The 26,257-nt window shown below is 71.2% G+C and carries 21 protein-coding genes and 1 tRNA gene; 9 read left to right on the top strand and 13 right to left on the bottom strand.

Going from position 1 to position 26,257, the window contains the following annotated elements; genetic code table 11:
• The 4 genes from NMN56_RS30480 to NMN56_RS30465 form a co-directional block, all read right to left on the bottom strand.
• Positions 1-1,167 carry an acyl-CoA dehydrogenase family protein gene (locus tag NMN56_RS30480; protein WP_274043030.1) on the bottom strand — a complete coding sequence of 389 codons (1,167 nt, stop codon included), beginning with the start codon at positions 1,165-1,167 and terminating at the stop codon, positions 1-3.
• Positions 1,167-2,333 carry a Zn-ribbon domain-containing OB-fold protein gene (locus tag NMN56_RS30475; protein ID WP_274043028.1) on the bottom strand — a complete coding sequence of 389 codons (1,167 nt, stop codon included), beginning with the start codon at positions 2,331-2,333 and terminating at the stop codon, positions 1,167-1,169. Before NMN56_RS30475 ends, NMN56_RS30480 begins: the two co-directional genes overlap by 1 nt.
• The gene (locus tag NMN56_RS30470; RefSeq protein ID WP_274043026.1) at positions 2,330-3,487 is read right to left on the bottom strand and encodes an acyl-CoA dehydrogenase family protein; all 1,158 of its coding nucleotides are present in this window, start codon (positions 3,485-3,487) and stop codon (positions 2,330-2,332) included. Before NMN56_RS30470 ends, NMN56_RS30475 begins: the two co-directional genes overlap by 4 nt.
• 437 nt (positions 3,488-3,924) lie before the next feature.
• Positions 3,925-4,206, bottom strand: a complete 282-nt coding sequence (locus tag NMN56_RS30465) for a hypothetical protein (RefSeq protein WP_274043024.1) — start codon at positions 4,204-4,206, stop codon at positions 3,925-3,927.
• Positions 4,207-4,573: 367 nt separating this feature from the next.
• Here NMN56_RS30465 and NMN56_RS30460 point away from each other — a divergent pair, with 367 nt between their 5' ends.
• Positions 4,574-5,512, top strand: a complete 939-nt coding sequence (locus NMN56_RS30460) for a bifunctional DNA primase/polymerase (protein WP_274043122.1) — start codon at positions 4,574-4,576, stop codon at positions 5,510-5,512.
• Between the two features lie 191 nt (positions 5,513-5,703).
• Here the strand turns inward: NMN56_RS30460 and NMN56_RS30455 are convergent, their stop codons facing one another.
• The 6 genes from NMN56_RS30455 to NMN56_RS30430 form a co-directional block, all read right to left on the bottom strand.
• A complete protein-coding gene (locus NMN56_RS30455) occupies positions 5,704-6,309 on the bottom strand; it encodes a TIGR03086 family metal-binding protein (protein WP_274043022.1) in 606 nt (201 codons plus the stop codon).
• Positions 6,310-6,657: 348 nt separating this feature from the next.
• Positions 6,658-9,063, bottom strand: a complete 2,406-nt coding sequence (locus tag NMN56_RS30450) for an excinuclease ABC subunit UvrA (RefSeq protein ID WP_274043020.1) — start codon at positions 9,061-9,063, stop codon at positions 6,658-6,660.
• Between the two features lie 317 nt (positions 9,064-9,380).
• A complete protein-coding gene (locus tag NMN56_RS30445) occupies positions 9,381-9,752 on the bottom strand; it encodes a hypothetical protein (protein WP_274043018.1) in 372 nt (123 codons plus the stop codon).
• Between the two features lie 145 nt (positions 9,753-9,897).
• Positions 9,898-10,878 (bottom strand): NADPH:quinone reductase, encoded by a 981-nt coding sequence (locus tag NMN56_RS30440; protein WP_347178687.1) that lies wholly within the window; start codon positions 10,876-10,878, stop codon positions 9,898-9,900.
• Between the two features lie 370 nt (positions 10,879-11,248).
• Positions 11,249-11,335 (bottom strand) — tRNA-Ser (locus tag NMN56_RS30435).
• Positions 11,336-11,377: 42 nt separating this feature from the next.
• Positions 11,378-12,883 carry a S1C family serine protease gene (locus NMN56_RS30430; RefSeq protein ID WP_430542748.1) on the bottom strand — a complete coding sequence of 502 codons (1,506 nt, stop codon included), beginning with the start codon at positions 12,881-12,883 and terminating at the stop codon, positions 11,378-11,380.
• 758 nt (positions 12,884-13,641) lie between these two features.
• On the opposite strand from NMN56_RS30430, the gene NMN56_RS30425 reads away from it, so the two are divergent.
• The 3 genes from NMN56_RS30425 to NMN56_RS30415 all read left to right on the top strand — a co-directional run bounded on the left by NMN56_RS30425 (position 13,642) and on the right by NMN56_RS30415 (position 16,619).
• Positions 13,642-14,469, top strand: a complete 828-nt coding sequence (locus NMN56_RS30425) for a glycerophosphodiester phosphodiesterase (RefSeq protein ID WP_274043013.1) — start codon at positions 13,642-13,644, stop codon at positions 14,467-14,469.
• A 218-nt stretch (positions 14,470-14,687) separates the two neighbouring features.
• Positions 14,688-15,215: an ATP-binding protein gene (locus NMN56_RS30420; protein ID WP_347178686.1), complete on the top strand. Its 528-nt coding sequence runs from the start codon at positions 14,688-14,690 to the stop codon at positions 15,213-15,215.
• Between the two features lie 393 nt (positions 15,216-15,608).
• On the top strand, positions 15,609-16,619 hold the full coding sequence (locus NMN56_RS30415; RefSeq protein ID WP_274043009.1) for a DUF5926 family protein: 1,011 nt from the start codon (positions 15,609-15,611) through the stop codon (positions 16,617-16,619).
• A gap of 263 nt (positions 16,620-16,882) precedes the next feature.
• Here NMN56_RS30415 and NMN56_RS30410 read toward each other — a convergent pair whose 3' ends face one another.
• Both NMN56_RS30410 and NMN56_RS30405 read right to left on the bottom strand, forming a co-directional pair.
• Positions 16,883-17,563: a hypothetical protein gene (locus NMN56_RS30410; protein ID WP_274043007.1), complete on the bottom strand. Its 681-nt coding sequence runs from the start codon at positions 17,561-17,563 to the stop codon at positions 16,883-16,885.
• A gap of 317 nt (positions 17,564-17,880) precedes the next feature.
• Positions 17,881-18,648 (bottom strand): bifunctional DNA primase/polymerase, encoded by a 768-nt coding sequence (locus NMN56_RS30405; protein ID WP_274043005.1) that lies wholly within the window; start codon positions 18,646-18,648, stop codon positions 17,881-17,883.
• A 553-nt stretch (positions 18,649-19,201) separates the two neighbouring features.
• Here NMN56_RS30405 and NMN56_RS30400 point away from each other — a divergent pair.
• From NMN56_RS30400 to NMN56_RS30390, 3 genes are all read left to right on the top strand, one after another.
• Positions 19,202-20,725 (top strand): PP2C family protein-serine/threonine phosphatase, encoded by a 1,524-nt coding sequence (locus NMN56_RS30400; RefSeq protein WP_430542747.1) that lies wholly within the window; start codon positions 19,202-19,204, stop codon positions 20,723-20,725.
• Between the two features lie 145 nt (positions 20,726-20,870).
• The gene (locus NMN56_RS30395) at positions 20,871-22,319 is read left to right on the top strand and encodes an aminopeptidase P family protein (protein ID WP_274043003.1); all 1,449 of its coding nucleotides are present in this window, start codon (positions 20,871-20,873) and stop codon (positions 22,317-22,319) included.
• Between the two features lie 199 nt (positions 22,320-22,518).
• Positions 22,519-23,583, top strand: coding sequence for a PP2C family protein-serine/threonine phosphatase (locus NMN56_RS30390; RefSeq protein ID WP_274043120.1), 1,065 nt, complete (start codon positions 22,519-22,521; stop codon positions 23,581-23,583).
• Between the two features lie 93 nt (positions 23,584-23,676).
• Here NMN56_RS30390 and NMN56_RS30385 read toward each other — a convergent pair whose 3' ends face one another.
• On the bottom strand, positions 23,677-24,129 hold the full coding sequence (locus NMN56_RS30385; RefSeq protein WP_274043001.1) for an ATP-binding protein: 453 nt from the start codon (positions 24,127-24,129) through the stop codon (positions 23,677-23,679).
• A gap of 220 nt (positions 24,130-24,349) precedes the next feature.
• Between NMN56_RS30385 and NMN56_RS30380 the strand changes: the two genes are divergently transcribed.
• A complete protein-coding gene (locus NMN56_RS30380) occupies positions 24,350-25,237 on the top strand; it encodes a hypothetical protein (protein WP_274042999.1) in 888 nt (295 codons plus the stop codon).
• A 207-nt stretch (positions 25,238-25,444) separates the two neighbouring features.
• Entirely contained in the window at positions 25,445-26,179 is a 735-nt protein-coding gene (locus tag NMN56_RS30375) for a YcnI family copper-binding membrane protein (RefSeq protein WP_274042997.1), read from the top strand.
• Positions 26,180-26,257: the final 78 nt, after the last annotated feature.

Here is a 26,257-nt window from a genome sequence, read left to right as displayed (position 1 = left end):
TCACTTCTCCTCCAGCCGTTCCGCTTCGGTACCGGGCAGCCGTTCCGCTTCGGTACCGGGGTCCAGCCGTTCCGCGTCGGTACCGGGATCGGCCAGCAGGCCGCCCAGCTCCGCGAGCAGCTGTCCAGGAGCGCCCAAGTAGGCGTCGAGTTGCCGCCCCCACAGGAAGTGCCGGTGCACCGGATGGTCGAGGTCGGCGCCGATGCCCCCGTGGAGGTGCTGGCCCGCGTGCACGACGCGGCGTCCTGCCTCGGCGGCCCACCAGGCGGCGGTCAGGGAGTGCGTACGCGCGGGCAGGCCCCGGTCGTGCCGCCAGGCGGCCTCGTACGTGGTGACGCGGATCGCCTCGGTGTCCATATGGGCGTCAGCGGCGCGGAGTTGTACGCCCTGGTTGGTGGAGAGGGGGCGTCCGAACTGTTCGCGTTCACAGGTGTAGGCGACGGCGCGCGTGAGGGAGCCCGCGCAGACACCGGCCTGGAGCGCGGCGAACGCGGTGCGCGCGCGGGCCAGCGTCGGCTCGTAGGCGCCGTCGGCCAGGGGCTCACCCGGCGCGCTCTCCAGCACGAGCCGGCCGGCCGACCAGGGCGCCGTGGTCGCGACGGCGGTGACGCCCGCCCCGAGGGACTCCACCGGCTCCACGAGGAAGCAGCGCACCGTACCGTCCGCACCCTCACCGCCCTCCGTCCCGTCCGCCGCACACCGCGCGGGCACGAGTACATGCGTGGCCTCGCGCAGCCACGGCACCATGGGGACCGTTCCCGACAGCCGCCAGCCCCCGTCCCGCTCCACCGCCGTCACGGCCGAGCGCCTGCCGGGCAGCGGGAAGGCGCCGGTCGCCACGGCCGTACCGTCCCGCAGCGCGGGCAGCAGCCGCTCCCGCGTCCCCTCGCTGCCGTACATGCCGACCGGTAGCAGCCCGTAAGCGCACGTAGCGGCCAGCGGGACCTGCGCCGTGGTGCGGCCCTGTTCCTCCAGTACGAGGGCGAGACCGAGCAGCCCGATGTCCTCGGTCGCGCCGGGGATTCCGGCTGCGCACAGGGCCTTCCACAGCTCCGCGTCGGTGCCGTCGCCGAGTGCGGAGAGCCGCTCGTGGGTCGAGAGGTCGGTGAGGATGTCAGCGGCGAGGTCCCGCGCGGCTGTCTGCTCCTCCGTGGGCGTGAAGTCCATCAGGCGGCCCCCGCTCCCCGGAAGACGGGCAGTTCCAACTCGTCGTCCACGCGCAGGAACTCCAGCTCGACAGGCATCCCTATGCGCACCTTCTCGCAGGCGACTCCAGTGATGTTGCTGACGATGCGAACGCCCTCCTCCAGCTCGACCAGCGCGACCGCGTAGGGAGGGTCGAAGGCGGGGAAGGCCGGATGGTGCATGACGACGTACGAGTAGACCGTGCCCCGGCCCGCCGCCTCGAACGCCGACCAGTCGGCCGAACCGCACGCATTGCACCCCGGCAGCCAGGGGAAGCGCGGCGTCCCGCAGTCGTCACAGCGCTGGACGAGCAACTTGTGCGCCGAAACGCCCTCCCAGAAGCCCGCGTTGTCCCGATTGACGACGGGCCGGGGACGACGCGGCTCCCGCGCGCCACCGCCCTTACCCGCAGAGCCGGGCCCCGTAGTGGCGCTCTCCGTAGTCGCGTCCCCTGTAGTGGCGATCCCCGTAGTGCCGTTCCCTGTAGTGGCGTTCCCCGTAGAGCCGCCCCCTGTGGTGGCGACGTTCTCGCCAGTGGTGGCGGCGTTCTCACCAGTAGTGCTGCGCGTATGCGCGTGCGCCGGGCGGTACTTGAGGATACGGAAACGGTGCGAGCCGACCGGCTCGCCCCCGGTGCGCAGGTCCATACGGGTCGTCACGAAGTAGCCGGTGCCGAGCTTGGTGGTCTTGCGCGGAGAGACGGACTCGATGACCGAGTCGAAGGTGACCGTGTCCCCGGGACGCAGAGGCCGCGCGTACTCCTGTTCGCAGTCGGTGGCGACCACGGAGGTGTACCCCGCGTCGTCGAGGGCCTCCAGTAGTGCGACGTAACCGCTGCCACGCCCGCCACCCGCTTGCCCGTCCCCGGACGCCCCGTAGGCCCCGTACGGCCCGTACGGCTGGTCCGTCATGTGCGCGGCACCGAGACCCGCCATCGTCCAGACCTGGAGCATCGTCGCGGGGGCTGTGCCGTCGGGCGGTACGGGGTGCCCCATGGCCTCGCACCAGTGGCGGATCATCGGTTCGTTGACGGGGTCCTTGCCGGGCTTCGCCGTCGCCGCAGTGCGCCCTTCGTACGCGCGCAGGCTCTCGTACAGCTCGTCGTGGCTGCCCTCTTCGGGGTGCTGTGCGCTGCCGTCCTCGCTCACCGCTTCTTCCTCCGCATCCCCAGCCGCATCGTCGCGACGATCTCCCGCTGGACCTCGCTCACTCCGCCACCGAAGGTGTTGATCTGTGCGGCGCGGTTCATCCGCTCCAGCTCGCCGTCCCCGAAGACGCCCTCGGAACCCGCGCGCAGCAGCCCGGCGTCGCCCAGTACCTCCTGGCACAGCGCGTACACGGCGACCGCGCTCTCCGTACCGGCGAACTTCACCCCGCTCGCGTCCCCCGGAGCGAGCGACCCCGCTCCCACATCGCCCACGAGCCGCCAGTTGAGCAGCCGGGTGGCGGCGAGCCGCGCGTGCGCCTCGGCCAACCTGGTCTGCACCCATGGCTGTTCGGCGAGGCCCGTGTCCCGTGCGTACGTGAGTACGTCGGCGAAGTGGTCCTCTGCCTGCATGCCGATCGCCGCGAGCGCGACCCGTTCGTGGTTGAGCTGGTTGGTGATCAGGCCCCAGCCGCCGTTCTCGTCCCCTACGAGGTTCCCGGCCGGCACGCGGATGCCGTCGTAGTACGTCGCCGTGGTCGTCAGCCCGCCGACCGTCTCGATGGGGGTCCAGGAGAATCCTGGCGCGTCCGTCGGGACGAGGAGGATGGAGATGCCCTTGTGCTTGGGCGCCTCGGGGTCCGTCCTGCACGCGAGCCAGATCCAGTCCGCCTGTTGAGCGTTACTGGTGAACGTCTTGCCGCCGTCGATCAGCCAGTTGTCCTCCGCGTCCCGTACGGCCCGGGTGCGCAGCGAGGCGAGGTCGGTTCCGGCGCCTGGTTCGGTGTACCCGATGGCGAAGACGACGTCACCGCTGAGGATCCGCGGGAGGAAGTACCGCTTCTGCTCCTCGGTGCCGTACTTCATCAGCGTGGGGCCCACGGTGTTCAGCGTGACCATGGAGACGGGGGCGCCCGCACGGTACGCCTCGTCGAAGAAGACGAACTGCTCGTCGGGGCCGCGCCCCTGGCCGCCGTACTCGACGGGCCAGCCGAGGCCCAAGAGCCCGTCGGCGCCGATGCGCCGCAGCAGCGAGCGCTGCTCGGCGGGGTCGGGGGTGGAGCCCGGCACGCGGGCGCCCGGAGGTATGAGCTCGCGGAAGTAGGAGCGCAGCTCGGCACGCAGGTCGCGCTGCCGCTCGGTCGGGGCGAGGTGCATTAGCTGACTGTCCGTCAGATAACGGCGGACTGTCAAGAACGGCGACGGCGTCCCCCGACACCGGCGGACGGCCAACCGGTCGCCGGTCGAGGCGGGTTGTGCGCCGACCGGTCGATGTGCGCGGCCGAGCACGGGTGGCGCCGCGCACTACAGGAGACCGACCACCGCGCGGAGGCGCGGATACGCGCGGAGACGCGTATACGCGGATACGCACCGAGGCGCACCGAGGCGCACCGAGGCGATCCCAACGCGCGACGCGAGGCGCGCCGAGACACCTTGATGAACGTTCACCGCCCGGCAAACACACACGTTCGCGCGCGACGACGGCGGCCACCACACACGGCAGCCGCGCGCCCGCGACGGATTCGCGGACGCGCGGCCTCAGCCCATCCCCATGAACTCTCGGCTCACTTGGAGCCGTTCACCCGGTCACACGGTCACCACATGTTGGCGAAGACGACGGTGTAGGTCTCGTTCGTCGTCTCGTTCGACTGGTCGACGACCGCGCCGTGGCCGTTCACGTTGGCGTTGTTCGCGGAGTTGGTGTTGTTGCCGCTGCCTCCCGCGTTCTGCGCCTGAGTGCTTTCGCTGGCGTTGGAGTTCGATCCGTCGTTCGCGAAGGAACCGGTGTCGGCCTGCGCGATGCCGGTCATCAGGCCGACGGCGAGCGGGACGGAAGCGGCGGCGGCGATGACGCGGGCAGTACGGATGCGTGCCATGTTCATTCCTCCAGGAACCGTAAGTGCACCGCGGAACGCGGTGTGCGCACCCAAGTGCGCTGATTTCCGGGGCAGTTGGCCGACCGCCTCGGTGTCACTGCGACGTCGCGGAACCAGAGTTGCCCACCGAATCCCCTGTGAACCAGTAGGAGCGGTGTGATTCGCTCGCAAGTATGACGACGTGTCGATAAACCCCCATCACGCCCCGAACCCCGGCAGCGGCCTGCCGCATCCGCCGTCCCGGCCGCCTCACAAGGGACAACGCGTCCCGGCACCTTTTCGGCCAAATTCATGTGCATGGCCGATATGGGAAAAGAGGCGGCCCGGAGCACTGTTCGTGCCCGAACTCCCGTACGAAGCTGACTGCATGGGCTCTCTCGCTCTTGAGCACGCCCTGGCCGCCGCCAGCCGCGGGCTCGCCGTGCTCCCGCTCTCGCGTACGAAGCTTCCGGCTCTCCGCTCGCCCCACCGCGCACGCGAGACGCCCGGCGCCTCACCAGACTCCCCCGCCACCCCACCCTGGCTGCCCGAAAGCCCGCAGGACGACCTGCCAGCGCCGGCCGGGAAGCCCTGCCAGGGCGAGTGCGGACTGCTCGGGCACGGTGTGCACGACGCCAGCTCCGACCCCGCGCGGATACGTGCCCTCTTCGCGGCGGCGCCCTGGGCCACCGGTTACGGCATCGCGTGCGGGCAGGCGCCGCTCCACCTCATCGGGCTCGACCTGGACGTCAAGCACGGCACCGACCCCTGGCGCGCTCTGGACCGCCTCGCCGAGATACACGGGTTCGCGATCCCGCCGACCACTACGGTGCTCACGCCCAGCGGTGGCCGTCACCTGTGGCTGCGCGGGCAACGCGATGTACGGGTCCCCAACTCGGCGGGCCGCGTGGCGGCCGGGATCGATGTGCGGGGACACGGCGGCTACCTCGTCGGCCCCGGCTCCGTGACCGTACGCGGCACCTACCGGCTGGCGCCCGGCTCCCTCAGCCAGGCGCCGGCGCCCGTACCTGACGCGCTACTCGCTCTCCTCCTGCCCCCTCCGCGTCCGCAACCGCCCACGGGCCACGTCCCGTACGACGAGACCGGCCCTGGCACGGCGCTGGTCCACTTCGTACGCGGCGCACCGGTAGGACAGCGCAACGCGCGCCTGTTCTGGGCCGCCTGCCGCGCCTACGAGACGGGACGGGGCGAAGCGCTGGCAGAACCCCTCGCCCGCGCGGCTTCGGCAGCCGGCCTACCGGAACGCGAAGCCCGTACGACCATCGCCTCCGCCTCACAACGGGCAGCGCGCTACAGCGTCTTCTGAACGGAGCGTCCGGGCCCGAGTCCGGGTCGGTCCGGGCTCGGACCCGGACCCGTACCCGCCTCATGGGAGTCGTTACGCGGAAACGCATTCCGCGAGAGTGCGTTACGTAGAAGGCCGTTACGCGGAAGCGCACTATTGAGGGGTGCGTTGGGCGATGGCGCGCTACATGGAAGCGCATTGCGCAATACGCGTTACATGGAAGCGCGTTGCACCGGTGGGGCCCAGCCCGGGTCGCGGCCCGCGAGCGCCACCACGCGGTCGAGCAGCGGCGCGTCGGGCGCCACGGCGGCTACCGGCCCGAAGGCGCCCTGCTTGCCGTCCTCGCTGACGGCCCCGGCGAGCAGCGCGTGCACGGTGCGCAGGCTCTCCTCGTCGGAGGTGAAGTCCTGGCCGGTGGCGCGCGCGAGGTCCCAGCCGTGCACGACCAGCTCGTCGAGCGCGAAGGCGCCCGTGGTCGGCGCGGCCATGGTGACACCGCCCGCCTGTGTCGTGCCCTCCCAGGCCGCCGGGTTGCGCCAGGACGTGGCCATCTCCTCCAGCCGCTCCGGCAGCCGCGCACGCCAGTCGGCGCCCAGCGTTCCCTGTGCCTTGGCTGGGTCCCTTCCCGTGGTGGGCCCCAGGTCCTTGCGCGCCGCGTCGCGAAACGCCACCGCCAGCTCGATCACGTGCTCCAGCAGGTCGCGCACCGCGTACTGCTCGCAGGGGGTGGCATCACCGAGCGCCGCGTCCTCCACGCCCTCGGCGAGCGCCGCCATCTCGCGTGCCGCGGGTTCCAGGTCGATCCGTACGTCCGTCATGCTGCCGCCTCCTGGGCTCGGTCCGACCGGGAAGCGGGCGTCACAGGGATGGACCGGCAGGGGGAGTCGTACTGGTCCCGCGGCGGCCCGCCCGTACGGCCCGTACGGCCCCGGCCTGGGCCCGGCACGATTCCGCCCCGTGATCCATGACCCACGGCCCACGGCCCATGACCCACGGCCTGGACCCAGGCCGGCACCCGCTCCCGGGCGGGGCGCTTCTGCGCCCCACCATGAGTACCGACCTCCGCCCCGCGCGGAACTCATCACGCCTATGGGCGCCCCGTTTCTCACCCCGTAGTAGGCAGCTCTCACCCGGTAGCGGGCGCTCTCCCCCGGCAGCGGCAGCTCTCACCCAGCAGTGGGCAGCGATCTGCGCAGGTACTCCGCCGTATGCGTCCAGGAGGTGCGCACCATGTCCTCGGGCGTCCCGGCGAACACGACGCGCCCGCCCTGCTCGCCCGCCTCGGGCCCGATGTCGATCACGTGGTCGGCGTGCTTGACGACGTCCAGGTCGTGTTCGACAACGACGACGGTGTTCCCCGCGTCCACCAGCCTGTCCAGCAGCGCGAGCAGGGTCTCGACGTCCGCCATGTGCAGCCCGGTTGTGGGCTCGTCGAACACGTAGACGCTGCCCTTCTCGTGCAGCCTGTGCGCGAGCTTGAGCCGCTGGCGCTCGCCTCCGGACAGCATCGACAGCGGGCGGCCGAGTGTGAGGTAGCCGAGTCCGACCTCGCTCAGGGGCGCCAGCCTGCGCAGGATGGCCGGGTCGGTGAAGTGTTCCAGCGCCTGTTCGACGGTCATGGCGAGCAGGTCGACCACGTTCCTGCCGTCCATCCGGTAGCCGAGGACCTCCGCGTGGAAACGCCTTCCCTCGCACGCCTCACAGACCGTGGTCACCGGCTCCATGTAGGCCATGTCCATCGTGACCGAGCCCCGCCCCTGGCACGCCGGGCACGCGCCCTTGGAGTTGAAGCTGAACAGCCCGGCGTCCACCCCGTGCTGGCGCGCGTACATGCGGCGCACCATGTCCCAGATGTCCGTGTACGTGGCGGGCGTCGACCGGGGCGAGATGCCGACGGCCGACTGGTCGAGCACGATCGCCTCCGGGTAACGGGCCGCGAACACGTGCGAAACCAAGGTGCTCTTGCCCGACCCCGCGACACCGGTGACGGCCGTGAGCACGCCGGTCGGAAAGTCCACGGTCACGTTCCGCAGATTGTGGAACGACGCGTCCCGCACGGCCAGCGCGCCCGTCGGCCTTCTGCGCCGACGCGCGGGTTTGAGGCCGCGCCGCTCACTGAAGTAGCGCCCCGTTACCGTTCCGCTCTGCGCCAGCTTCTCGACAGTGCCCGTGAACACGACGTCGCCGCCATGCGCGCCGGCCCCCGGGCCCATGTCGATCACATGGTCGGCGAGAGCGATCACCTCACGGTCGTGTTCAACGATCAGTACGGTGTTCCCCTTGTCGCGCAGCGCGACAAGTAGTGCGTTGAGCCGGTCCACATCGCGGGCGTGCAGCCCGACACTGGGCTCGTCGAAGATGTACGTCATGCCCGTGAGGCTGCTCCCCAGGTGGCGTACGGTCTTCAGCCGCTGGCCCTCGCCGCCCGACAGCGTCCTCGTGGGCCTGTCCAGCGACAGATAGCCGAGGCCAACGGCCTCGATCCTGCGCAGCGCCATGAGCGCGGCGGCGACGACGGGGCCGACCGCGGGGTCACCGGCCGCTTCGGAGGCGGCCATGACCCGGATCAGCTCGCTGATCTCCATGGCGCACCAGTCCGCGAGGTTCCGGCCCCCGATACGGGATGCGAGCGCGCCCTCGTTGAGTCGCGCGCCCTCACATGTGGGGCAGGCGCCCTCGGTGACGACCTTCTCGGCCTGCTTCCGCTCGCGCTCCTTGAGCGATTCCAGCCCCGGCTTGAGGAACCTCCTGGTGAACCGGGGGACCAGGCCCTCGTAGTCGTTCAGCGCGACGTTCCCCAGCTCGTCGGCCGGACGCTGCGTCCTGAAACCGCCCCCGTACAGCAGCAGTTCGCGTTCGGCCGGCGAGTAGTCGCGCAGTGGCTTGTCCGGGTCGAAAACGGTCGGCCCCTGCCCGAGCACGCCCCCGCTCCGGGACACCCGCCCCGTACCCGTGTCGGTGCTGCTGCCCGCGCTGTTGTTGCCGGCGCTCTTCCCCGAACCGGTTCCTTCATAGCGCCGGATCTGCGCGTAACGCTTCCAGTAGTTGGTCCCTACCGCGAAGGCGGGATGCCGGATCGCTCCCTCGTTCAACGATCTGGACTCGTCGAGCAGCTTGCCCAGATCGAGCCGTACCGTCCGGCCGAGCCCCTCGCAGTCGGGGCACATCCCCTGGGGATCGTTGAACGCGTACATGTGCGAGAACCCCGCGCTGGGCGTCCCGTACCGCGAGAACAGCACCCGTAGCACCGGGTTGACCTCGGTCATCGTCCCCACCGTCGAACGCGACCCGCCACCCACCGGCTTCTGGTCCACGATGATCGCGGGCGTCAGGTTCTCCATGAACTCGAACTTCGGACGCTCGTACTTCGGCAGCCTGTTGCGTACGAACCACGGGAACACCTCATTGAGCTGCCGCTGCGACTCGACGGCCACGGTGTCGAACACGATCGACGACTTCCCTGACCCCGAAACCCCGGTCACCACCGTCACCTGCCCCAGGGGAATCCGCAGCGTCACCCCCCGCAGATTGTTCTCACGGCCCCCTCGGACCACGATGTCCTCGCGCCCCACGCGCCCTCCTCACCTCGGTACTCCCGCCACCCACCCTCCCCGGCGAACCAGACACCTTCTGTCATGTATCTCCGCGTCCTCACGGCGCGTCCTCACGACCCGGGCGCCCCTCCGGCCCTTCATGCGTCCGGCCAGGACGCGAACGCGCCCTGGCCGGACGGACTTCCGCACGGAGGTGGCCCCAACCGGTCGGAGCCGCCTCCGCCGCGAGCACAACAACCCCGCGGCGGGGAACACTCCACCTCGGGAGCACCCCACCTCGGGAGCACAGCGCAGCAGGAACACCTCAGTGAAAACCCGAGGTCACCGAGGTCACCTCAGCAGAAGACCGTTTTCTTCCACGTGCCGATCCCCTGGGTCTCGCGGTAACGGCTCTGCCCCTTCTTCAGGGTGAAGCAGCGGCTGTCCTTGGCCAGCCGCATGATGATCTTCACCTTCACCGTCCTCCCGCACTTGTTGGTGACCCTGACCAGGTAACCGTGCGCCTTGTTCTCGGCATGGGTCTTGACGCACATCCTGGCCGCCGCACTCGGCGCCCCCGCCTGTACCGACTTCATGGACGCCACCGACGTCGCGGGCGCCACCGACGTCCCCGGCGCCGCCTGCACGGGTCCCGCCCCCGCGAGCGCCCCCACGCCCATCGCCGCCGTCACAACGAGCGAACCGACCGCTGCCCTACGTGCCCTCATGGATCTCCTCAGCGCTCTCGCCGCGACGCCCCGACCAGGCGCCCCGGCCCACGACTACGCCACGAGACTTCACCGAGATCCACACTCCGAAACGGCCGACGCACCATCCCGAACCCGGACAACTCACGCCCCAGCTACACCCGGCTCACACGCTGCCGGCCTCGCCTCCGACGACGCCGACGAGCACCTTGCCGATGACGTTGTCCTGTACGGCGGCATGCGCGTCGGCCGTCTTCTCCAGGGGGAAACGGTGCAGAGGAAGCCCCGCTTCCTCCCCCACGCGCAGGGCCCTGTCGGCCAGTGCGGCGGCGACACCGGCCACGGCATGGGCCTTCGCGGCTTCGGGAATCAGGTAGACCAGTACGCCCTGCCAGCGCAGATTGTTGAACATCACCTTGTGCACCGGCAGCTCCATGGCGTCGCCCCCGGCGTCGGCGTAGTAGGCGATGCTCGCGTTCGGTGCAGCGACGGCGTGAATCAGTTCGGCGTTCGCCGCAGGTGCGACCTCGACGATGAGGTCAACACCTCCCGGCACCGCCTCACGGATCGCCGAAGCGGCGTCCTGCTCGCGGTAGTTGACGATGTGGTGTGCGCCCGCCGCACGGGCCAGCGCGGCCTTCTCCGGCCCGCTGACGGTCGTCACGACCGTTGCCCCGGCCCACCGGGCAAGCTGGATCGCCGCGTTCCCGACCACGCCCGCACCTCCCGCGACCAGCACGGAACGTCCCGCGAGCGCGTCCCTCGCCAACTGTTCCGGCCCGCCGTCGGCCACGGTCAGGCAGCGGTGAGCGGTGAGCGCCGGAATACCGAGGCTCGCCCCGAGTTCGAACGAGGCGCCGTCAGGCAATGCCACCGCCTGCCGCGCCGGAAGCGCGACGTACTCCTGTGCGGTGCCGTCAGCCCGCTGCCACGCGGCCTCCCACACCCACACCCGCTCACCGACACGCTCCCCCGGCACCCCGTCGCCCACGGCGACGACCGTCCCCGAACCGTCCTGGTGCGGAACCTGGCCCCGCTCCGCTTCAGGCGAGCCGAAGGTCCCTACCGCCCTCGCCTTCCAGTCGGTCGGATTGACGCCGGACACCTCAACCTTGACCAGCACCTCACCGGCCCCGGGCCGCGGCACCTCCCGCTCCTCCACCGAAAGAACCCCGGGCCCGCCATGCCCTCGATACACAACCGCCTTCACACCCAACTCCCTTCCAGACCCCCCAAAACTCTTGACCTTCCCCCAACCCCCCGAGGCCCCTCCGTATGCCCGCGCCCCTCCGCGAGCCCGCGGCCCCCCGGGGACCGCCCGTCTCGCCCTCACCCCGTGAGGTGGGGGCACACCGCATCACCACCCACCATGGCGAACCACCCGCCGTGGCCCGCCACTGACCCGCACACGCTGGTCAGCAGTGGGACACCGGCGAGCCAGGGTGAAACAGGCAAGCACAGAGGGTGTCCCCCCGATTCGGGGGAACACCCTCTGACCTGCACGTTCTATACCTCTGCGGAGGCGGTGGGATTTGAACCCACGGAGACATCGCTGCCTCGACGGTTTTCAAGACCGTTCCCTTCGGCCGCTCGGGCACACCTCCCCGCGTCGTGCGGAACGACGCGGGGACAAGCCTAGCGTGTCGTTACTGGTCGCCCTTGCGGGAGCCGAGGGTGACGTCGACCGTGTGCTCCTTGCCGTCGCGCTGGTAGGTGACCTTGACCTTTTCGCCGGGGCTGTGGGTCCAGATCGTGCCGATCAGGGTGGGGCCGCTGTCGATGACCGTGTCGTCGAACTTGGTGATGATGTCGCCGGACTTGAGGCCGGCCTTGTCGGCGGGGCCGCCGGAGGTGACGGGTTCGGTGCCGCTCTCGCCGGTGCGGGAGATGGTGGCACCGTTGCCGTTGCCGCCCATCTCGACGGTGGCGCCGATCACGGGGTAGACCGGCTGACCCGTCTTGATCAGCTGGGTCGCGACGCGCTTGGCCTGGTTGACCGGGATCGCGAAGCCGAGGCCGACGCTGCCGGACTGGCCCTGGCCCATCTCGCCGCCGCCTCCACCGCCGGACTGGATGGCGGAGTTGACGCCGATGACGGCGCCCTCGGCGTTGAGCAGGGGGCCGCCGGAGTTACCCGGGTTGATGGATGCGTCGGTCTGCAGCGCGCTCATGTACGAGGCGCTGGCGCCCTGCCCGTCGCTGGAGGCGACGGGGCGGTTCTTGGCGCTGACGATGCCGGTGGTGACCGTGCCGGACAGGCCGAACGGGGCGCCGATCGCGATGGTCGCGTCGCCGACCGCCACGTCGCCGGACTTGGCGAGCGGCAGGGGGTCGAGCTTGCGGTCGTCCGCGTTGGTGAGCTTGAGGACGGCGATGTCGTAGCCCTGGGCCTCACCGACGACCTGGGCGTCGTACTTCTTGCCGTCGGAGAACGTGGCGGTGAGCTTGCCGCCGCGCGCGCCGTTGGCGACCACGTGGTTGTTGGTGAGGATGTGGCCCTGCTTGTCGTAGACGAAGCCCGTGCCCGTGCCCTCCTCGCCGCCGCCCGAGGACTGGATGGTCACGACGCTGGGCAGCGCCTTGGCCGCTATCCCGGCGACGGACTTGGGCGAACGGTTCAGCGTCTTGGGGTTCGAGGACGACGTGATCGTTGTGCTGTCACCGTTGGCGCCCCGGTCGGCGGCCCAGAAGCTGACCCCGCCACTGATGCCGCCGGCGACGATCGCGGTGACGACGACGGCGACGAGCAGGCCGGTACGCCGCTTCTTGCGTGGCTCAGGAGGCCCGGGCGGCATCCCCCACGGGTCGTGCGGCGGGGGGAAACCGCCACTGCCGGGGCCCATGGGTCCGCCCTGTCCGCCGTGACCACCGCCGTACGGGGGAGGCGGCGGCGCGTCAGCGCCGCTGTAACCCCAGCCGCCCTGCCCAGCTGAGCCACCGGAGCCACCGGGTGCGCCGGGGGGCGGCGGTTGGGCGGCCGACTGCACGGTCTCCGTCACCGTCGGCTCGGTGCCGGGCAGTGCGCTGCCCGCGCCGGACGGCTCGGTCGGGGCGTCCGCGTGACTGTCGGGCGCCGCGGGAGGCTCGGTGGGCGCAGAGGGGGCCGACGGGTGGCGGGGCACGCCGCCCGCGCCGGCCGGAGTCTCCTGCATGGCGGTTGTGTGCTCCGGTCCGCCCGTTCCGGTCACTGCGGCGTCCTGCGGCGCGGGCTCATCCCGCGTACCGCCCTCGGACGCTTCGGCGGGCGGGCCGGAAGAGCCCGGGGCGGAGGCGGACGAAGCGGAAGTGGAAGAAGCAGAAGAGGCCGGGGAGGCCAGCGAGAAGTCGCCGTCCTCGCCGCTCGTCGGGGCGCCGGTCGACGGGGCGTCCGCCGGCGCCGGGGGCGTGGGGTTCGGCCCCGCCGCAGGCGTCACGGCAGCGCCCTCGTTCTCGGTGCTCACAGCTCACTCCTCATCAGGTACACGACATCGCAGGGATGGGCGGTCACATATTCGGGTATCCACAGACAGCTTTTCCCATGACGTGTCAGACGGGCGTAAGCCGACGCACCCCGAGCACCGGGCGATGCTTACGCCCGGCCGACGTCTCACTCACGGCCCACTCACACGTCTCACTCGCACCACTTCGTGATCACAAGCCCCACACTAGGCGCGGCTCACCCGAGTCGCCCCTCGACAGCGGAACGGCAGTGCGAACGGGGCGTATCGCCCCCAGGAGCCTGCCGCCGGACACCGACGCCGGCATCCGGTGCCCGTGCCCGAACCCAGTACAGGAGCGCAGTGCCCAGGACCGCCACGAGAACCACCGCCAGAGCCCGGCACCACAACACCGTCCGCAAGCCCCGGCGTCGGAAAACTGGCCGCAGAGCCCTGCGCACCGTGACCACCGCACCCGGTGGCACGATAACCCGGTGAGCCCAGAGACCGACGTCGGGTCGCGCCGCCGTCTCGCCCGCCCGCTTTCCGTCATCGCACACCGAGGCGCTTCCATGGAGGTGCCGGAACACACACTTGCGGCCTACCGCCGGGCCATCGAGGAGGGCGCCGACGGGCTGGAGTGTGATGTGCGGCTCACGGCCGACGGACATCTCGTCTGTGTGCACGACCGCAGGGTCAACCGGACCTCCAACGGCCGCGGTGCCGTCTCCGCGCTGGAACTGGCCGACCTGGCCGCCCTCGACTTCGGCTCCTGGAAGAACCGGCACGCCGACCCCTTCGAGTCACCCGACAGGGACACCGACAAGGACACGGGCGACCCCGAACGCACCTCGGTGCTCACGCTCGAACGGCTCCTTCAACTCGTCGCGGACGCACCGCGCCCCGTCGAGCTGGCGATCGAGACCAAGCATCCGACGCGCTGGGCCGACCAGGTCGAGACGCGGCTGCTGGAGCTGCTGGACCGCTACCGGCTGCCGACGCCCGTACGCATCATGAGCTTCTCCCCGCGCTCCCTTCAGCGCGTGCGCGCCGCTGCACCGGAGATTCCGACCGTCTACCTGATGCAGCTCCTGCTGCCTCGCCACAGGGACGGACGACTGCCACCGGGCGTACGCGTCGCAGGGCCCAGCGTCCGCATCCTGCGGGCACATCCGGAGTACGTGGCACGCGCACACCGCGCGGGAAACCAGGTGCACGTGTGGACGGTCGACGAACCGGAAGACGTCGAACTGTGCGTACGGCTCGGGGTGGACGCGATCATCACCAACCGTCCCCAGCAGGTTCTCTCCCAACTGAGCTGAAGCAGTGCCCGTTTCCAGGCCGTATCGGCATAGCTGGTGCTCTTGCCCCGTTCGCAACCCCAAATATCCCTGTTCTTGCGGCACTTCCCTGGAGTGCACCGGCGCATTCGCCGCTTAGAGGAGACGCACGAGTGCGTCAAGAGAGAAGAAGTGGCCGGTTTCCGTTGCACTCGCTCGGGGCATTCATCCCGTGGCGTGGGGCAAAGGAGGTCTCGGGGGTGGCGTTGGTGGTGGCACAAGAGGTGCCTACTTCGTCGACCATGGCCGTGCCCCATGGGCCAGCGGGCGTGGGGGCGGCGAGGCGCAGGATGCGCGAAGAACTCTTCGCGAGTGGTGCGCCCGATCCGGTCGTCGACGATGCGATTTTGATCCTTTCGGAACTACTCAGCAATGCGTGCCGTCATGCGCGTCCATTGAACGGTTCGGCGGGCAACGGCACACAGCCTGTCGTCAGAGCGTCCTGGAGCAGGGACGCGCAAGGTGAGCTGACCATTTCGGTCACGGACGGCGGTGGCCCGACCAGGCCGCTTCCGGCCACCCCCTCCGTCACCGCACGCGGCGGCAGAGGGCTCTCCATCATCACGGCGCTGGCCCGCGACTGGGGCGTACGGTCCGAACTCGACGGGCCCAGAGGCGGGACGCATGGAGTGACCGTCTGGGCGGTGCTGCCACCCAGCAGTGCCTTCAGCGACAGGATCGCCGCGAGCCTGGACCTTGGGTTGGCGTCCCTGGACGAGTCGGCGTAGCCGTACCTCGACGAGTTGGTGCGACTCCCGTGGCCGACGGGTTCGCGCAGCCGTACGCCGTCGATGCAGCCGTGTGCCGCCGGGACGTCGTGTTCGGGGCCGTATCCGGGTAGCCGCACGGCTACCCGGTCGCCGTAGCACTGCGGGCAGACCGTCAGCTTGCGGATACCGCGTCACTACGGGTGTGCCGTACGGCCCATGGACCCGCCGCGTCACTACAAGGGACGCCGTACGCCTCACGGGCGCACGGCACATGTCGCGGCGGCAAGGGCCGCGCCCAACCTGCGCGCTGCCCGCGCTCTCCATGCCGGAGCGCGGGCAGCGGTGTGTCCGGGGCAGCGACTAGGATCGCGGCTCTCAGCACACCGCCGCACACCGGGAGAACCGCTCGCCATGGCAAAGAAGCGCCGACCCCAGACAGCCGCCGCCGGGCCCGCCGGCGCCAAGGGAGCACAGGAGAGCGGCGGCGACTACCCGGTCGTGGGCGCCCGGCAGCCGTGCCCCTGCGGCTCGGGCCGCCGGTACAAGGCGTGCCACGGCCGCGCCGCCTCGCACGCGGTGACCGAACTGGTGCGCCGCCCCTTCGAAGGGCTTCCCCGCGAGAGCGACTGGGTCGCCCTGCGCGAACTCGTCCCGGCGGCGACCGTACGGCTGACGCTCAAGGACGGGCTGCCCGACGACGTGCCCTCCGTGACGCTCGCGACGGTGCTGCCGATGGCGTGGCCGGCGCTGCGGCGTGACAACGGCGAGGTGCTCATCGGCCTTCAGAACGACACCGCTTCGGGCGACCTGAGCCGGGACCTGGCCGACACGCTCCAGCGCGCGCTGACCGCGCCGCCCGGGACGCCCGTCGACACGGGCCGCCCAGGGCCTGACGGGCCGCGGCTCCAGGATCTGCTGGACCTTGAGGCGCCGTTCGAGCCGGAGGTGCACAGCGGGTTCGAGTTCTGGCTGGACGGTGCTGAGCAGCCGGCCGGTGAGGTCGCCGCCTCGTTGGAGCGTGCCAATTCAGCCGCCATCCCGACGGCCAGGTTGACGGGGGTAGAGGGCGCCTACTGGTGCGCGGCACCGGAGAAGAACCATCTGCGGTGGGTGATGACGCACCCCGAGGAGCGGCTGCTCGACGCGCTCGCGCGACTGCACGCAGCTGGTACCTCCACGCTGGGTGAGCTTTCCGGAGGATCGGCTACCGAAAGTTCGCGACTGGTCGGCTCCTTCAGGGCGCATGGTCTGACGGTGCCCGTATGGGACCTGCCCGAGGGCATGACCTCGGAGGACTGCGAGAAGCCCGCCGCCGCCTTCGCCGAGCGGCTTGCGGAAGCACTGGCCGCGACGGCGCCGCTGACTCCGGAGGAGCGCAAGGCGCGCAACGGTCTCACCAACCGTCAGATCACGCTCAGCTAGGGCCCGTCGGGAGTTTTCGCGGTGATCCTGCGGAGAAACCGTGCCGGTGACTCATGTCACACCGCCTCGTCAACTCCCGGTACTCGTAGGTAAATCGGCGTCCGGATCTGGGCGATCGAATTTGCGAACCGCGGATCTCTTGTTACCGTTCTAGGTGCCCGGTCGCTGGTGCATCCCCCGTCGCCAGCGACCGGGTTCTTCCATGTGCGGATCCGGCAGTGCGCGACGGCGGAGAGCCGAGGCACCGCCTGCCGATGCCCGCCCTAACTCCCGTTGTTCTTCGGTGAGTTGCTGCCCGCGCGCAGCAGCAGACGTTCGCCGTCAGCCGACGCGACCTCCGCCACGGCGGCGTACGGCTTCGCACCGCCCGCCTTCTCGGCCCCGCCCGTCCACCGCGCCGTATGGCGCGGCGTCTCGCACACCCCGGGTTCGTCGGCTGCGGGCACCGGACAGCGCACCTGTGTCGTGCGTCCGTCGGGGCGCATCAGCGTGAGTACGACGCCGAGCCGGCTGTTGGTCGCGTTCCTGTAGTACGTCCTCGCCCAGGTGTCCCGCCCCTCGGTCAAGACGCAGGTCTGTGCCTCCACCCCTTCGGGGGAGGTGATTTCCGGCCCGCAGGACGAAGAGGGACGGGAGCTGCCTGCCGCGCCGGTCACCTGGGGAACGCCAAGCCGCGCAAGGGACTTGTCGTCCCACGCCTCCGGCCCGGCCTGTTCCTCCCGGCTTCGCTCCCTGTGTGCCCGCTCCCCGGAGTGCGAGGGTGCCGCACCCGGTGTCACAGCGTGCTTGGGCGGGTGGGGTTCGCGTGCGGCCTTCGCCTCGGCCGCGAGGCGCGCGTCCTCTCCGGCCACCGCTGCCGCGAGCGGAAGCGCGACGGCGAGCGCGACCGTACTGGCCAGCGCGATCACACGGAGTCGGGACGCGCGCTGCTGCGGCTGGTGCATGAGAGGACCCACCTGGGACTGGAGAGCGGCATGGGGTGGTGAGGCGCGGGAGATGCGGGGAGGTGCGGAAGGGGGGCACGGACGGGGCCGGGCCGATGGGGCGAACCTATCCGGGGGAAGGACATGCTGACGTGGATCGGCCGCCCGTTTCCCGTACAAGTCCGGCCGGGCCCAACCCGTACGAGTGAGGCGCGACGCGGCGTGCGGGGCCGCACACCGCGCACCCCGGGAGCGCATGCCGCGCGCGCCTCAGCACGGCAGCACACCGTGCTTCCGATACGGCACACCGCGTACCTCGGTGCGGCGTGCCGTACACCTCAGTACGCCAGCCTGCTTCCGGTGTCCGGACTCGCGGCGCTCTCCTCGATGAGGACGTCGATCAGGCTCTCCATACGGGGCAGCCAGGGGCGCTCCCGCTCACCGGGGCCGCCCGTGCCGCAGTCGGGCCGGCGTTCCCAGCGGACCTTGCCCGCGCCCGTGGACGAGGGCGGCAGCGCGACGTAGCCCCCGCTCTGGTGGAAGCGCAGCGAACTGGGCACGTGGTCCTGCGCGTACAGCAGATCGCCCAGCTCCTCCATGGCGTACGGCGCGACCAGGAACGAGAAGCGGGTGGGTGTCGCGACCACGGGGCCGACGCGTACGCCCGTCGCGTCGAAAACGGCCAGTGCTCGGGCACCGGCGACGGCCGGGAGGCTCAGCGCGCAGGGCGAGTCGCCGCCGGTGGCCAGCACGACCGGCGCCTCCGGCCTGTTGGTCCACCACCAGCGGATCATGGCCGGGTCCTTCGTGGCCGCCAGCAGGACGGGGTCGAAGGGGTGTGCACCCGGCACCACGCAGTCCGGGTCCGGGCAGGAGCAGAGCGCGGGTGTGCCTCCCGACTGCGCCTGTTTGGGCGGGCGCCTGGAGCCGGGAGTGCTGAGGGCCGCGCCCGGCACCACCGGCCATCGCCACTCGGTCGCGGCGATGAGCGCCGCGTTCCGCAGCGGTGACCTGTGCGGGTACCGTCCGGGCTTTGCCCAGAACCTACGGCCCGGCAGCTGCACCCAGGCCCAGAGGGAGCGTCGCCTTCCGAGGATCTCGCGCATATGCGCTCGTTCCTTTCCGTAAACGCCAACTGACCGTGTCGTCCGACATCTAGCCCAACACGCCGCGTGTTTCTATGGTGACCGTGCGTACAGAACAGCGCATCATGCCGCGGGTGGGGCGTGGAACATGGCGGGGGGTGGCGCGCGCCTGGCGCTTGTTGCTGAGGACTGCCACCTGTGCCGGTGCTGCTCGTACTTGCTCGTTACTTGCTGAGAACTGCTCGTAATCCGCTCGTACTGCGCCTGTGCTGCTGGTGCAATCCCGCCAAGAGGAGGGCGGGGCGGGCCCGCTGCTACCTAGGACGCCGAGTCTCCCCACAGGGTTCCGTACCCGCGGCAGCCGGATCGCCATCGGCACGACGCTGCCGAATGGCCTCAGTCGACAGCAATATGCATGTCACGTGAGCGGTTTTGGGCCAATCTCCAGCAGCCCCGGCCTGCCCCCGTGAAAGCGCCCGGCCACCCGGACATCATCGGCGGCGTCCAGACAGTGCTGGACATCGAGTCACCAGTATGTGTACATGTAGTTGCATTGATAGCGGAGCAGCATGACATGGGGGTTTGCGATGCTATTGGGCCAGTTCAAGTGCAGCGTAAGCCGGTGCTCATGACCTCTCCGCGCCTTCCGAAAGTGGCTGGAATCCAACCGGCGATCTCTCCTCCCTCTCAGACTCCCCCCTCCGCTTCCGGGGCCGCACCGGCCGACCGCGCGCCGGGCTCCGAACGGGCCCCTGAGGAACGGGGCACGGACAGCGACCGGATCTCCGACCTGGCCTCCCTGCACGAACTCACCACCGCGGTCGTGCGCACCGAAGCCCTCGACTCCGCACTCCGCGAGACCCTCCGCGCCGGTGCCTCCCTGCTCGGCGCGCGCCGCGGGCTGATCGCGCTCGACCCGGCTGCGCCCGGCGCCGGGCTCGGTGCGGGCGGCGCGGTGGGGCCGGCCTCCGAGCGCACCATCGGCCTTGGCCTGGAGCGTGCGGACCTGGGCCAGATCGAGACGGTGCCGCGTTCCTCTGCCGCGTACACCCGCGTCCTCGACTGCGGGGCTGCCGGGGACGGCGAGGGGGCCGGCGCCGCGGCGCGTCCGTGCGAGGACCCCGCCGAAGGGATCGCCTGCCCCGACATCGCGACGGACGAGGACCTGGCGCCCCGGCACCGCGAGGTCGCCGCCCGTATCGGTTACGCGGCCAGCTACGCCGTGCCCCTCACCACGGACAACGGCACCCGGCTCGGCGCCGCCGTGTGGCTCTACGACGAGCCGACCGAGCCCACGGCGCGGCAGCGCAGGCTCCTCGGGAGCTATCTGCGGCATGCCACCGAGCACGCGGCGCGGCTCGGCGAACTCGCCCGTACGCGCGGCGAGATGGCCACGCTGCGCGAGGAACTGCTGCCCAGCTCCCTGCCCCGCGTCGCCGGCGTCACCCTCGCCGTGCGGCACCGCACGGGGCCACGCGGGGGCGGCGACTGGTACGACGCGCTGCCGCTGCCCGAGCGCGCGCTCGGCCTCGCGGTCGGCGGTGTCACCGGCAGCGGTCCCGCGGTGGTCGCCGCGATGGGGCGGCTGCGTGCCTCGCTGCGCGCCTACGCGGTGATGGAGGGCGAGGACCCCGTCGCCGTGCTCTCCGATCTGGAACTGCTGCTGCGGCTGACCGAGCCGGCGCGCTCGGCCACCGCGCTCTTCGCCTACGCGGAACCTGCGGGGCGCAAGATCCTGCTGGCCGGCGCGGGGCACTGCCCCCCGCTGATCGTCGGCCCCCGGCGCGTGGAGCCTGTGGAGACGGCGCTCTCCGCTCCGCTGGGCATGCTGGCGTGCTGGGAGGCGCCCAGCGCGGAGGTGACTCTCAGCGAGGGCGAGACCTTGCTGTGTTACACCGACGGGCTGCTGCACCGCACGGGCGACTCCATGGACAGGGCCTTCGCGCGGCTGCGAACGGCGGCGGCGGGGGCGCCCCGTGCCGCACACGAGGACCCCGAGCTGCTGGTCGAGCACGTGCTGCGCACCGTTCTTCCGGGGCCGCTGGCCGACGACCGCGACCACCCCGAGGACGTCGTCGTGCTGGCTGCCCGCTTCTGACGGTGGCGCGACGGGCACCCGCGAGCCGCTCGCCCCCGAGTTCCCGGGCTCCGAGGGGCTGAAGGTCACATCTCCACAGCCCTGGACCAGCCGCGTGCCGCCCATACGATGGAAGGTGGTTTTATCCGTCATAGAGGAGGCAGACGTGGCAGACGCCGCTGAGGAGCAGCCGATCAAGCAGCGGAAGAACGGCCTGTACGCGGGCGTCTCCGACGAGCTGGCCGCCAGCATGAAGTCGGGCTGGGCCGACACCGAGCTGCAGGGCCTGGAGCCGGTCGCGCAGGCGGCGCAGACCGCCGAGCGCCGTTCGAAGCTCTCGGCACGCTTCCCCGGTGAGCGTCTGGTGATCCCCGCGGGGAACCTCAAGACGCGTTCCAACGACACGGAGTACCCCTTCAGGTCCTCCGTCGAGTACGCCTACCTCACCGGTAACCAGACCGAGGACGGCGTTCTCGTACTGGACCCCGGCGAGGGTCCGGGGGCCGGAGGCCACACGGCCACGCTCTACCTCCTCCCCCGCTCCGACCGTGAGAACGGCGAGTTCTGGCTCGACGGCCAGGGCGAGCTGTGGGTCGGACGGCGGCACAGCCTCACCGAGAGCGAGAAGCTCTACGGTCTGCCCTGCGCCGATGTCCGCACGGTGGCCGACACCCTGCGCAAGGGCACAGGCCCGGTGCGCGTGGTGCGCGGGCACGACGCGGGGATCGAGGCGGCGCTCAAGGACAAGGTGACGGCGGAGCGCGACGAGGAGCTGACCGGCTTCCTCTCCGAGATGCGGCTCGTCAAGGACGGCTTCGAGACCGGCGAGCTGCAGAAGGCCGTCGACTCGACCGTGCGCGGCTTCGAGGACGTCGTCCGTTCCCTGGACAAGGCCGAGGCGACCTCCGAGCGGTACATCGAGGGAACGTTCTTCCTGCGTGCACGCGTCGAGGGCAACGACGTGGGCTACGGCTCGATCTGCGCGGCCGGTCCGCACGCCACCACGCTGCACTGGATGCGCAACGACGGTGCCGTGCGCGCCGGCGAACTGCTGCTGCTGGACGCCGGCGTGGAGACGCACACCCTCTACACGGCGGATGTCACCCGCACCCTCCCGGTCAACGGCCGCTTCACCGAGGTGCAGCGCCGGATCTACGACGCGGTGTACGAGGCGCAGGAGGCGGGCATCGCGGCCGTACGGCCCGGCGGGAAGTACCTCGACTTCCACGAGGCGGCCCAGCGCGTGCTGGCCACCAAGCTCGTCGAGTGGGGCCTGGTCGAGGGCCCGGTCGACCGGGTGCTGGAGCTGGGACTGCAGCGCCGGTGGACGCTGCACGGTACGGGTCACATGCTCGGCATGGACGTGCACGACTGCGCCGTCGCGCGGCGTGAGACGTACGCCGAGGGCACGCTGGAGCCCGGTATGTGCCTGACCGTCGAGCCGGGGCTGTACTTCCAGGCCGACGACCTGACCGTGCCGGAGGAGTACCGCGGCATCGGTGTCCGTATCGAGGACGACATCCTGGTCACCGAGGACGGCAACAGGAACATGTCTGCGGGGCTGCCCCGTTCGAGCGGCGATGTCGAGACCTGGATGGCCAAGCTCAAGGCATGATCGGCGGCATGGCGGCCCCGGGCCCGTGGATTCGGGCCCGGGGCCGCCCTGCCGGGACCGTAATATCGCGACCACGAGGCGAGGCCCGGAGACGGCGTAATCGACACAGCCAGCTGGAGCCTGTCACCGACAAGGAAGAGAGCGCGCTTTGGTCTCCAGGCTGAGGACCGGACTGCTGTCCGCGTTCCCCTTCCTCGCCATGGCCGTCGTCGGCGCGGTCGACATGACGGGCGGCCCCGGGATCGGGCTGCTGCCGATGATGGCGCTGGGGCCCGCTTTCGCGGGGCTCTCGGGCGGCAAGCGGCGCACGGCACTCGTCGGCGCCCTCGCGCTGGCGCTGTCCATCGCGCTGAGCGCCTACAACGGACAGCTCGGGGAACGGCGCGGCAACGCGACGCTGATCTCGGTGGCCGGTGTCTCGGTCGCCGCGCTGCTCGCGACCGCGATGCGCCAGAAGCGCGAGGCCGAACTCGCGAACGTCCGCTCCATCGCCGAGGCGGCCCAGCGGGTGCTGCTGCGCCCCGTGCCGCGCAGCGCGGGACGGCTGCGGGTCGCTGTCTCGTACACGTCGGCGGTGGCCGAGGCCCGTATCGGCGGCGATCTGTACGAGGTGGTCACCTCACCGCACGGGGTGCGGATCATCGTGGGTGACGTACAGGGCAAGGGACTTGAGGCCGTGGAGACCGCGGCCGTCGTGCTCGGCGCCTTCCGTGAGGCCGCGTACGACGAGCCCGATCTGCTGGCCGTCGGGGACCGCCTGGAGCGGGCGCTGGACCGGCATCTGCTGGGGGAGAAGTTCGTGACGGCCGTCATGGTCGAGGTGCGGGAGGCCGCGGGCGGCAGGGGCGAGGGCGCCACGCTGCTCAACTTCGGGCACCCGGCACCGCTGGCGGTACGGAGTGACGGCAGCGTCCAGTTCGCCGAACCGCCTGAGCGCTGCCTGCCGCTGGGCCTCGGGCTGCACGGCAGCGAGCCGCCCCGGCCGCACCAGGTGCCCTTCGCGCCGGGCGACCAGCTGCTCTTCTACACCGACGGCGTCACCGAGGCGCGGGACGCCGACAACCACTTCTATCCGCTGGACCAGCGCGCCCACCTGCTCAAGGACTCCGATCCCGACGGCGCGCTGGAGGCCGTGCGGCAGGACATCGAGGAGCATGTGCGCTCGCCGCTGCACGACGACGCGGCGATGCTGCTGCTGCGCTACAGGGATGTCGCGGGGCCGCGGACGGAACGGGAAGAGGCCGAGGCCACAGCGCGCGGCTAGGCACGGCCCGGGGAGCGGAGCGCGAGGAGCCGCGGCCGGGGAGGCGGTCGGCGGTCAGGAGGCATCGGCGCGCTCAAGGGGCCGTCGGCGCGCTCAAGAGGCTGTCAGCAGGGTCTGTTCGTCGCGGTCGAGGAGCTTGTCGAAGGTGACGACGGCTCCTCTGCGGCCAGGCCGGTTGCGGAACCGTACGTGGTCGGCGAGGGATTCGATCAGGAAGAGACCCCGCCCGTTCTCCGCCTCGGACACACCGCACGGCGGCCCGGAACCCTCGGGGAACCCCGGGCCCGTGTCCGCAACCTCGATACGGCACCGGTTGCCGTCCAGATACGCCGATACGCGGTAGGCGCCGACACCGGTGACCCGGCCGCCGGTCTCTCTGCCGTGCTCGACGGCGTTGGCGCACGCCTCCGACAGCGCGAGGGACAGCTCGAAGGCGATCTCCGGGTCCACCCCCGCCGACTCCATCGAGCCCAGCAGCAGGCGCCGCGCGAGCGGCACACTGGCGGCTTCGCGCCGTAGCCGGAGAGACCACCACAGGCTGCTCATGCTCACCCTCCATGCGGCTCGACACACGGGTTACGTATTGCCTCGGCCGAGCGGCACTACGCGGTGCCGTGCCGATGACCCCCGTACGGCGGATGCGCGAAGGGCCGCGCACGTGCAGGGCGCGCCCCCACAGCGCGGCTAGGGAGGGGATGGTGCGGCCGTGGAGCGGAGTGGCCCTGCCGTAGGCCGCAGGCGCGGCGGGTGAGAGGATGACGCCGCCATGACTGCCGGTGCGGACCTGAGACTGCTGCGGGCCGCGGTGTTCGCCGCGGTCTGTGTCACCGTGTCCGCTGCCGGGCACATCTTCGCCGCCGGCGCCTCGGTTCCGTTCGGCCCGCTGGCTCTCGGATTCATCTGCGTGTTCGGGCTGGCGCTGCTGCTCGCCGGGCGGGAACGCTCGCTTCCCGGCATCGCGGCGCTCCTGGCCTCCGGCCAGCTCGCGCTGCACATCCTCTTCTCCAGCGGCCAGGCGCACACGGCGGGCGGTGCCGCCGCGGCCGGGATGCCGGCCCAGGGGTCCGAGTCCGGTGCGATGTCGATGGCCAGGAAGCTGCTGTGCAACGACAGCGCCATGGGCATGTCCGAGGCCGAGGCGCACCGTGTCGTCACGCGGGCCGGGCTCTCCCCCGAAGCCGCGGCGTCGGCGGGCGGCGCGGGGGCCCACGCGGGGCACGCGCACGGGGGCGGCGCCGGAATCCCGTTCCCCGACACCCCGTTCGACTGCTTGCGCGGTGCCGCACACGCCGCGCTCGGGATGCTCGATCCCGCCATGCTCCTGGGCCACCTGGCCGCCGCTGTGCTGCTCGGCTGGCTGCTGCGCAGGGGCGAGGCGGCGCTGTGGCGGCTGGTGCGGCTCTCGGCCGAGGTCGCTGCGGCAGCCGACGAGAGGGTGGCAGCACGCGCGCTGCGTGCGGCCTTCGCCTATGTGCGGGCGCTGCACGCCGAGCTGCTGCCCGACGCACCCGAACACGTCCTGTTCGAGGCGCCACGTGACGAGCTGGCGCCGCGCTCCCTCACGCTCCAGCACTCCGTGCACCGGCGCGGGCCGCCGCCCGTGGGAGCCGGATCGCCCGCGACGCGGGCCGACTCGCTCACCCTCGCGGCCTGACGCACGCGCGCCCTGACGGTCACGTCCTTCGCCGGGGCCATGGCGTGCGGGGCCGCTGTGCGCGCGCACCCGCGCGCCCGTATCCCTGCCATGCCGGGCCGCCCCGCTGCCCGTACCGGTGTCCGGCGCGCTGTACGCGCCGCCCGGTGCGCCGCGCCGCGTGCCGGTCATGGCGTCACGTCCTGTCCTCATCAGGAGCGCATCCACATGAAGAACGTCCACCGTCGCGCCGCCGTCGTCGGCGCGCTCGCAGGGGCCACCGTCCTGCTCGTCGCCGGTCCCGCATCGGCGCACGTCAGCGTCGATCCGCAGGAGGCCGCCAAGGGCGGCTACAGCACCGTCGACTTCAAGGTCCCCAACGAGCAGGACGACGCCTCCACCGTGAAGCTGGAGGTCAATTTCCCCACCGACCATCCGCTGGCCTCCGTCATGCCGCAGCCCGTGCCCGGCTGGGACATCAAGGTCGACAAGAAGAAGCTCGACAAGCCGATCACGATGCACGGCGAGAAGATCACCGAGGCCGTATCCAAGGTCACGTGGAGCGGCGGCAAGGTGAGCCCCGGCCAGTTCCAGCAGTTCCCCGTCTCCATGGGCCAACTGCCCGAGGATGCCGGGCAGCTGGTCTTCAAGGCCCTCCAGACGTACGACAACAAGGACGTCGTACGGTGGATCGAGGAGCCGAAGGAGGGCGCGGCCGAGCCCGAGCACCCTGCTCCCGTTCTGAAGCTCACCGCCGCCGAGGAGGGCGGGTCCGGGGGATCCTCCTCGGATGACGACGGGAAGTCGGCGGACAGTGCCTCGACCTCCACCTCCGACTCCGCTTCAGGTTCCGGTTCCGGCGGCTCCGACACCACGGCACGCGTGCTCGGCGTGGTGGGGATCGTCGTCGGCATCGCGGGCATCGCCTTCGGCGTTCTCGCCGGGCGCCGCCGCTCCGCCTGACCCACGCCTCTGACCCTCCGGCGGCGCGGCCTCCGCACGGCGACTCCCGTACGGCGGGGGCCGCACCGCCCGCAGCAC

The organism is Streptomyces iconiensis, from assembly GCF_028657195.3.
GTDB lineage: Bacteria > Actinomycetota > Actinomycetes > Streptomycetales > Streptomycetaceae > Streptomyces > Streptomyces iconiensis.
The sequence above is the reverse complement of the archived record's forward strand: the minus strand, read 5'-3'. Positions and strand labels throughout refer to the sequence as shown.

What these genes read in the sequence shown, in the direction of transcription:
- NMN56_RS30480 (WP_274043030.1), bottom strand. Translation starts at nt 1,167, where the DNA reads ATGGACTTCACGCCCACGGAGGAGCAGACAGCCGCGCGGGACCTCGCC.
- NMN56_RS30470 (WP_274043026.1), bottom strand. Translation starts at nt 3,487, where the DNA reads ATGCACCTCGCCCCGACCGAGCGGCAGCGCGACCTGCGTGCCGAGCTG.
- NMN56_RS30465 (WP_274043024.1), bottom strand. Translation starts at nt 4,206, where the DNA reads ATGGCACGCATCCGTACTGCCCGCGTCATCGCCGCCGCCGCTTCCGTC.
- NMN56_RS30460 (WP_274043122.1), top strand. Translation starts at nt 4,574, where the DNA reads ATGGGCTCTCTCGCTCTTGAGCACGCCCTGGCCGCCGCCAGCCGCGGG.
- NMN56_RS30455 (WP_274043022.1), bottom strand. Translation starts at nt 6,309, where the DNA reads ATGACGGACGTACGGATCGACCTGGAACCCGCGGCACGCGAGATGGCG.
- NMN56_RS30445 (WP_274043018.1), bottom strand. Translation starts at nt 9,752, where the DNA reads ATGAGGGCACGTAGGGCAGCGGTCGGTTCGCTCGTTGTGACGGCGGCG.
- NMN56_RS30430 (WP_430542748.1), bottom strand. Translation starts at nt 12,883, where the DNA reads ATGCAGGAGACTCCGGCCGGCGCGGGCGGCGTGCCCCGCCACCCGTCG.
- NMN56_RS30415 (WP_274043009.1), top strand. Translation starts at nt 15,609, where the DNA reads ATGGCAAAGAAGCGCCGACCCCAGACAGCCGCCGCCGGGCCCGCCGGC.
- NMN56_RS30410 (WP_274043007.1), bottom strand. Translation starts at nt 17,563, where the DNA reads ATGCACCAGCCGCAGCAGCGCGCGTCCCGACTCCGTGTGATCGCGCTG.
- NMN56_RS30405 (WP_274043005.1), bottom strand. Translation starts at nt 18,648, where the DNA reads ATGCGCGAGATCCTCGGAAGGCGACGCTCCCTCTGGGCCTGGGTGCAG.
- NMN56_RS30400 (WP_430542747.1), top strand. Translation starts at nt 19,202, where the DNA reads ATGGGGGTTTGCGATGCTATTGGGCCAGTTCAAGTGCAGCGTAAGCCG.
- NMN56_RS30390 (WP_274043120.1), top strand. Translation starts at nt 22,519, where the DNA reads ATGGCCGTCGTCGGCGCGGTCGACATGACGGGCGGCCCCGGGATCGGG.
- NMN56_RS30385 (WP_274043001.1), bottom strand. Translation starts at nt 24,129, where the DNA reads ATGAGCAGCCTGTGGTGGTCTCTCCGGCTACGGCGCGAAGCCGCCAGT.
- NMN56_RS30380 (WP_274042999.1), top strand. Translation starts at nt 24,350, where the DNA reads ATGACTGCCGGTGCGGACCTGAGACTGCTGCGGGCCGCGGTGTTCGCC.
- NMN56_RS30375 (WP_274042997.1), top strand. Translation starts at nt 25,445, where the DNA reads ATGAAGAACGTCCACCGTCGCGCCGCCGTCGTCGGCGCGCTCGCAGGG.